The following is a 6,508-nucleotide window of genomic DNA, read 5'->3' on the forward strand; positions in this document are numbered from 1 at the left end:
TAAAAATCGATGGGTTAGGAACCCTAGTATTTGGTCCCCACATGTAAAGCTACCACGCCAGCTGACAAATTGTAATATTTGACGCCGTCGAGACCTGCTTGTTCCATCATTGTTTTTAAAGTTTCCTGATCCGGATGCATCCGGATCGATTCCGCAAGGTACTGATAACTCTCGGCATCTTTAGCAAAGCGCTCACCCAGCCACGGCAGCACCTTAAAAGAATAGACGTCGTAGACCTTTTTGAGCGGATCCCACACCTTCGAAAATTCCAGCACCAGCAGACGGCCCGCCGGCTTCAGCACGCGGCGCATCTCAGCCAGCGCGACATCCTTATGCGTCATGTTGCGCAAGCCGAATGCCACGGTCACTACATCGAAGTAGTTGTCGGGAAAGGGAATTTTCTCGGCGTCGCAAAGCAGCGCCGGGGTGATGACGCCCTTGTCCAGCAGCCGGTCGCGGCCCACGCGCAGCATCGATTCGTTGATGTCGGTGTGCCAGACTTCGCCGGTCTCGCCGGCCTGTTTCGCGAAAGCCTTCGACAGATCGCCCGTGCCGCCCGCGATGTCGAGCACCTTATAGCCCGGCCGCACGTGCGCCTGGGCGATCGTGAACATCTTCCACGCCCGGTGCAACCCGCCCGACATCAGGTCGTTCATCAAGTCGTAGTTAGCGGCAACCGAGTGGAACACGCCCGCCACCTTCTGCGCTTTTTCCTGTTCGTCGACCGATTGAAAGCCGAAGTGGGTTTTGCTCATCGCGCTCGTCCTTTCGCGTATTCTGAAATGTTGCGCCGCATCGGTGCGGCGATCGGGGCGAATCGTATCAGTGACAGTGGCCGTGCGCAGCGCCTGACGGCACCATCGGCGTATCGCGGTCGACACCCGCCGCTTGCAGTTTGGCGAGATAGTCGCGCCAGAGTTCATCCTGGCGGACCGCCATGTCGTACAGCAGGTCCCACGAATAGATGCCGGTAGCGTGCCCGTCCGAGAACGTCGGCTGCAGCGCATAGTTGCCGACACCTTCGATCATCGTGATCGTGACCTCGCGCTTGCCGGTCTGCAGCGTTTCCTGGCCGGGCCCGTGGCCCTGCACTTCCGCCGACGGCGAATACACACGCAGCAGCTCGAACGGCAGGCGATACGATTCGCCGTTTGCGTACTGCAATTCGAGCACACGCGATTTCGAATGCACGACGACGCCGGTCGGCACGGGGGTTTCGGGAGTCAGTCCGCTCATGATGGACTCGCAAGAAAACGCAGGGCCGCCTCAGGTTTTCGCCCCTAGGGGCTTGGGGCGCGCGACGCGATGGGTTAGGGGCGCTCAGCTAAGAGCTTGTTCGATTTCCTGCCGCACGGCTTCGCGCAGCAGGGTGGCTTGCGCGCGGCGCGACGACAGCATGGCTTCGGACACCGTGCGCTGGCGCGGCGCCCAGATGGCCAGTGGAAAGTGAGCGTCGTTCGAAAAACGCGGAATCACGTGCCAGTGCACGTGTGGCACCTGGTTGCCGAGGCTCGCCAGATTCACCTTGACCGGCTGCATGACACGCCGGATCGCGCGTTCGACCGCATACACGGCCTTCATCACGCGATCGCGGTCGTTCACGGCGAGATCGGAGAACTCGGCCACGTGGGTGTTCCAGATCACCCGGCAAAAGCCCGGGTAATCAGGTTCGTCGGCCAGGACGACACGCAAGGTATCGTCCTGCCACAGCACATCGCCGCCTTCTTCGCGGCAAAAAACGCAGTCCATCGTCGTCCTCAGGCAAAAATCGTCAGTCGTGCCATTAAACCAGCACGCGCTCGATTCCGCCATTGTTCGCCCGTTGGACGTAATCCGCCATCCAGTCTTCGCCCAGCACGTGGCGCGCCATCTCGACGACGATGTAGTCCGCCTCGGTGCCCGCATCCTCGTTGTAGCGCGACAGGCCTTGCAGGCACGACGGGCAGCTCGTGAGGATCTTGACGTCGGTGACGCCGTTCGGCTGCGGACCGTCGCCGGCCTTCAACACCGAGCCGTTCGGCGCACCCGCCGCACCGGCCGAAGCATTGGCCGGATTGATCGCGTTCGCACCTGCTTCGGCCACGAGCGGAATGCCGCGCAGCTTGGCCGCGCCCTTACGCATCTCTTCTTCCTTGCGGAAGCGCACCTGTGTCGAAATGTCAGGGCGTGTGACCGCGAGTGTGCCGGATTCGCCGCAGCAACGATCGTTCTTCTCGATCTTGTAGCCGTCCTTCTCCGAACCCATCAGCTGGTTGACCAGCTTGACCGGGTCCATCGTCTTGATCGGCGAGTGGCACGGGTCGTGATACATGTAGCGCACGCCGTTCACGCCTTCGAGCTTGATGCCCTTCTCCAGCAGGAACTCATGGATGTCGATGATCCGGCAGCCCGGGAAAATCTTCTCGAATTCGTAACCGGCGAGCTGGTCGTAACACGTGCCGCACGACACCACGACCGTCTTGATGTCGAGATAGTTCAGCGTATTGGCGACGCGGTGGAACAGCACGCGGTTATCCGTGACGATCTGTTCAGCCTTGTCGTACTGGCCCGAGCCGCGCTGCGGATAGCCGCAGCACAGGTAGCCCGGCGGCAGCACGGTTTGCACGCCCGCTTCCCACAGCATGGCTTGCGTAGCCAGTCCCACCTGCGAGAACAGGCGCTCGGAGCCGCAGCCCGGGAAGTAGAACACCGCTTCCGTGTCGGCCGTGGTCGTCTTCGGATTGCGGATGATCGGGACGATCTTGTTGTCCTCGATATCGAGCAGCGCGCGCGCGGTTTTCTTCGGCAGATTGCCCGGCATCTTCTTGTTCATGAAGTGGATCACCTGCTGCGTGACCGCCGGCTTGCCGACCGTGGCCGGCGGATGCGCCGTCTGCTTCTTCGCGAACTTCTTCAGCACTTCGTTGCCGAGCCGCTGCGCCTTGTAGCCGACGCCCATCATCGCGGTGCGCGCGAGGTTGATGGTCTGCGGGTTGGTCGCATTCAGGAAGAACATGCCTGCCGCGTTGCCCGGGTTGAACTTCTTCTTGCCCATCTTGCGCAGCAGGTTGCGCATGTTCATGGTCACGTCGCCGAAGTCGATCTTCACCGGGCACGGCGTCACGCATTTGTGACAGACGGTGCAGTGATCGGCGACGTCGTTGAACTCGTCCCAGTGCTTGATCGACACACCGCGGCGCGTCTGCTCTTCGTACAGGAACGCCTCGACCAGCAGCGACGTAGCGAGAATCTTGTTGCGCGGGCTGTACAGCAGGTTCGCGCGCGGCACGTGGGTCGCGCACACCGGCTTGCACTTGCCGCAGCGCAAGCAGTCCTTGATCGACTCGGAAATCGCGCCGATGTCGGACTGCTGCATGATCAGCGATTCATAGCCCATCAGGCCGAAACTCGGCGTGTAGGCGTTGCGCAGGTCGGCGCCTTCGAGCAGCTTGCCCGCATTGAAGCGGCCATGCGGATCGACGCGCTGCTTGTACGCGCGGAATTCGCCGATCTCATCCTCGGTCAGGAATTCGAGCTTGGTGATGCCGATGCCGTGCTCGCCGGAAATTACGCCGTCGAGCGAACGCGCGAGCTTCATGATGCGTGCGACCGCGGTGTGCGCGTCCTGGAGCATCTCGTAGTTGTCGGAGTTGACCGGCAGGTTCGTGTGCACGTTGCCGTCGCCCGCGTGCATGTGCAGCGCGACGAACACGCGGCCGCGCAGCACCTGCTTGTGGATCGCCTGGGCTTCGTCGAGGATCGGCTTGAACTCGCCGCCGTTGAAGATCTGCCGCAATTCGGCGCGGATCTCCTGCTTCCACGACACGCGGATCGTGCGGTCCTGCGTGATGTGGAACACGGTCGCGTCGGGTTGCTGGTCGGCGCGGTCGGCGAATTTTTCCGCGAGGCCCTCGTAGCCGAGGCCGACCAGATAGTGCTGCGCCTCGCGCACCGACAGGTCGAGCTTGTCGCGCAGGAACTCCCAGCGAGTGCGCACACGCGTGAGCAGATCGAGCGCCTGCTGCACGCGGTCTTCGAGCAGTTCGGCGCTGGGGATTTCGTTGGCGTCGTCGCTCTTGCCGAGCGGCAGCTTGCCGCCCTTGAAGAACGCTTCGAGCGCGTCGACCAGTTGCAGCTTGTTCTTGATCGACAGCTCGATGTTGATGCGCTCGATGCCGTCGGTGTACTCGCCCATGCGGTCGAGCGGGATCACCACGTCTTCGTTGATCTTGAACGCGTTGGTGTGCTTCGCGATCGCGGCGGTACGGCTGCGGTCGAGCCAGAAGCGCTTGCGTGCCTCGGCGTTGACCGCGACGAAGCCTTCGCCGCTCTTGCCGTTGGCCATCCGCACGACTTCCGAGGTGGCTTGCGCCACTGCGTCCGCGTCATCGCCGACGATGTCGCCGATCAGCACCATCTTCGGAAACGCGTTGCGCTTGCTCTTGGTCGCGTAGCCGACCGCGCGCAAATAGCGCTCGTCCAGATGCTCGAGGCCCGCGAGAATCGCGCCGCCCTGGCGCGACGTCTCGAACAGGTAGTCCTTGATCTCGACGATGCTCGGAATCGCTTCGCGCGCCTGGCCGAAGAATTCGAGGCAGACGGTGCGCGTATGCGCGGGCATCTTGTGCAGCACCCAGCGCGCGGACGTGATCAGGCCATCGCAGCCTTCCTTCTGCACGCCCGGCAGTCCGGCGAGGAATTTGTCGGTGACGTCCTTGCCTAGACCTTCCTTGCGGAACACGCGGCCCTTGATGTCGAGCGCTTCGGTTCGCAGCAGCTTTTCGCCCGGCGCGTAGTTGCCGTCGAACCACTTGAGCTCGAAACGCGCGACTTCGATGTCGTGAATCTTGCCCATGTTGTGGTCGAGGCGCGTGACTTCGAGCCAGTTCCCTTCCGGGTCGACCATGCGCCACCACGCGAGGTTGTCGAGCGCCGTGCCCCACAACACCGCTTTCTTGCCGCCCGCGTTCATCGCGACGTTGCCGCCGACGCAAGACGCATCCAGCGAGGTCGGATCGACCGCGAACACGAAGCCGGCCTGCTCGGCCGCTTCGGTCACGCGGCGCGTCACGACGCCCGCGCCGGAGAAGATCGTCGCGACCTTGCGGTCGACGCCCGGCAGCTGGGTCATCTCGACCGCGCCGAGCTGTTCGAGCTTTTCGGTATTGATGACGGCCGAGAACGGCGTGAGCGGCACCGCGCCGCCCGTGTAGCCGGTGCCGCCGCCACGCGGAATCACGGTCAGCCCGAGCTCGAAACACGCCTTGATCATGCCGGCAATTTCGGCTTCGGTATCCGGCGTGAGCACGACAAAGGGGTATTCGACGCGCCAGTCGGTCGCGTCGGTCACGTGCGACACACGGGACAAACCGTCGAACTTGATGTTGTCTTTTTCCGTGACTTTGCCCAGCACCTTCGTCGCGCGACGGCGCAGATCGTAGGTCTTCTGGAACTCGCTCGCGAAGTCGTCGACCGCGCGGCGCGCGGCCTGGACCAGCGTTTCGACGCGCGCGGCGCGATCCACGCCGGCCTCGTCCCCGTGTTCCGTCAGATCGGCGCGGCGGCGCTTCTCGATCTCCGACAGACGGTGATGCAGCGCTTCGATCAACTGCGCGCGGCGCTTCGGATTGTCGAGCAGGTCGTCCTGCAGGTAAGGATTGCGGCGTACGACCCAGATGTCGCCGAGCACTTCGTACAGCATCCGCGCCGAACGGCCGGTGCGGCGTTCCGCGCGCAGTTCGGCGAGGACCGCCCACGCGTCGTCGCCAAGCAGGCGGATGACGATTTCGCGGTCGGAAAACGACGTGTAGTTATAGGGAATTTCGCGCAGGCGCGCTTCGGGATCGGCGGCCACCGTAGCGGCGGCCCCGTGCGGATCGAAAACTTGAGGTGCGTTCATGTTCGGACGACTCGGTAGATCAACCGGGCGCGCTCTTCGGGAGGCGTCGGCTGACGGTGCGCGTGGGGCGCAATGCCTGAAATCTTTCTATAGGGGAGCGAAGCACGACCGACGGCCTACCCACATCGGTCGCTTCGCGGCGCTCAGATATAACTACACGATCGTGCGTGGCGGACGTGACGCTCCGCCGCGGGACAAGACTCACGCGGGACGGGCATCAAGTGGTCGATCCGAGGCTGCCAGTGCATCTTCCGATCCTTATTCCAAAATGGAATTCTACCGCATGATTCCGCCACGCGTTGACGGCTGCAATCGGAGCAGCAGCGGGGCTTCAGGCGTTTTCACACTGGGAGCGCATGAAGTCGATTTGCCGACCGGTCGGTCGGGTGGCCCCGCGCGAACGCACCCGACGCGCTTGCGAGACCGTCGCGGCGCTGCCGGGCGGATCGGGCGGAAAGGCCTGAGCGGGCACCGTTGGCGCTATCATTGACCCTTTCCCGTCTCACAACGCGCACCGCGCCACCCGCATGGCTTCCCACGACTACCTGAAAAAAACCCTGACCGCACGCGTCTACGACGTGGCCCGCGAAACCGAACTGGAACGCGCGCCGAATCTGTCGGCCCGGCTGC

Annotated in this window: 4 protein-coding genes; all 4 read right to left on the reverse strand. The window is 63.1% G+C overall.

All coding sequences use genetic code 11. The features are described from left to right. Positions 1-23 precede the first annotated feature (23 nt). The 4 genes from ubiE to PQQ53_RS31965 all read right to left on the reverse strand — a co-directional run bounded on the left by ubiE (position 24) and on the right by PQQ53_RS31965 (position 5,878). On the reverse strand, positions 24-755 hold the full coding sequence (gene ubiE / locus PQQ53_RS31950; RefSeq protein WP_408143258.1) for a bifunctional demethylmenaquinone methyltransferase/2-methoxy-6-polyprenyl-1,4-benzoquinol methylase UbiE: 732 nt from the start codon (positions 753-755) through the stop codon (positions 24-26). Between the two features lie 67 nt (positions 756-822). Next, positions 823-1,236 carry a gamma-butyrobetaine hydroxylase family protein gene (locus PQQ53_RS31955; RefSeq protein WP_408143256.1) on the reverse strand — a complete coding sequence of 138 codons (414 nt, stop codon included), beginning with the start codon at positions 1,234-1,236 and terminating at the stop codon, positions 823-825. 84 nt (positions 1,237-1,320) lie between these two features. Further along, on the reverse strand, positions 1,321-1,749 hold the full coding sequence (locus tag PQQ53_RS31960) for an HIT family protein (protein WP_408143254.1): 429 nt from the start codon (positions 1,747-1,749) through the stop codon (positions 1,321-1,323). A gap of 34 nt (positions 1,750-1,783) precedes the next feature. Continuing rightward, the gene (locus tag PQQ53_RS31965; protein WP_408143252.1) at positions 1,784-5,878 is read right to left on the reverse strand and encodes a DUF3683 domain-containing protein; all 4,095 of its coding nucleotides are present in this window, start codon (positions 5,876-5,878) and stop codon (positions 1,784-1,786) included. Positions 5,879-6,508 lie beyond the last annotated feature (630 nt).

This window comes from Paraburkholderia strydomiana, from assembly GCF_046030495.1.
Taxonomy (GTDB): Bacteria; Pseudomonadota; Gammaproteobacteria; order Burkholderiales; family Burkholderiaceae; genus Paraburkholderia; species Paraburkholderia strydomiana_A.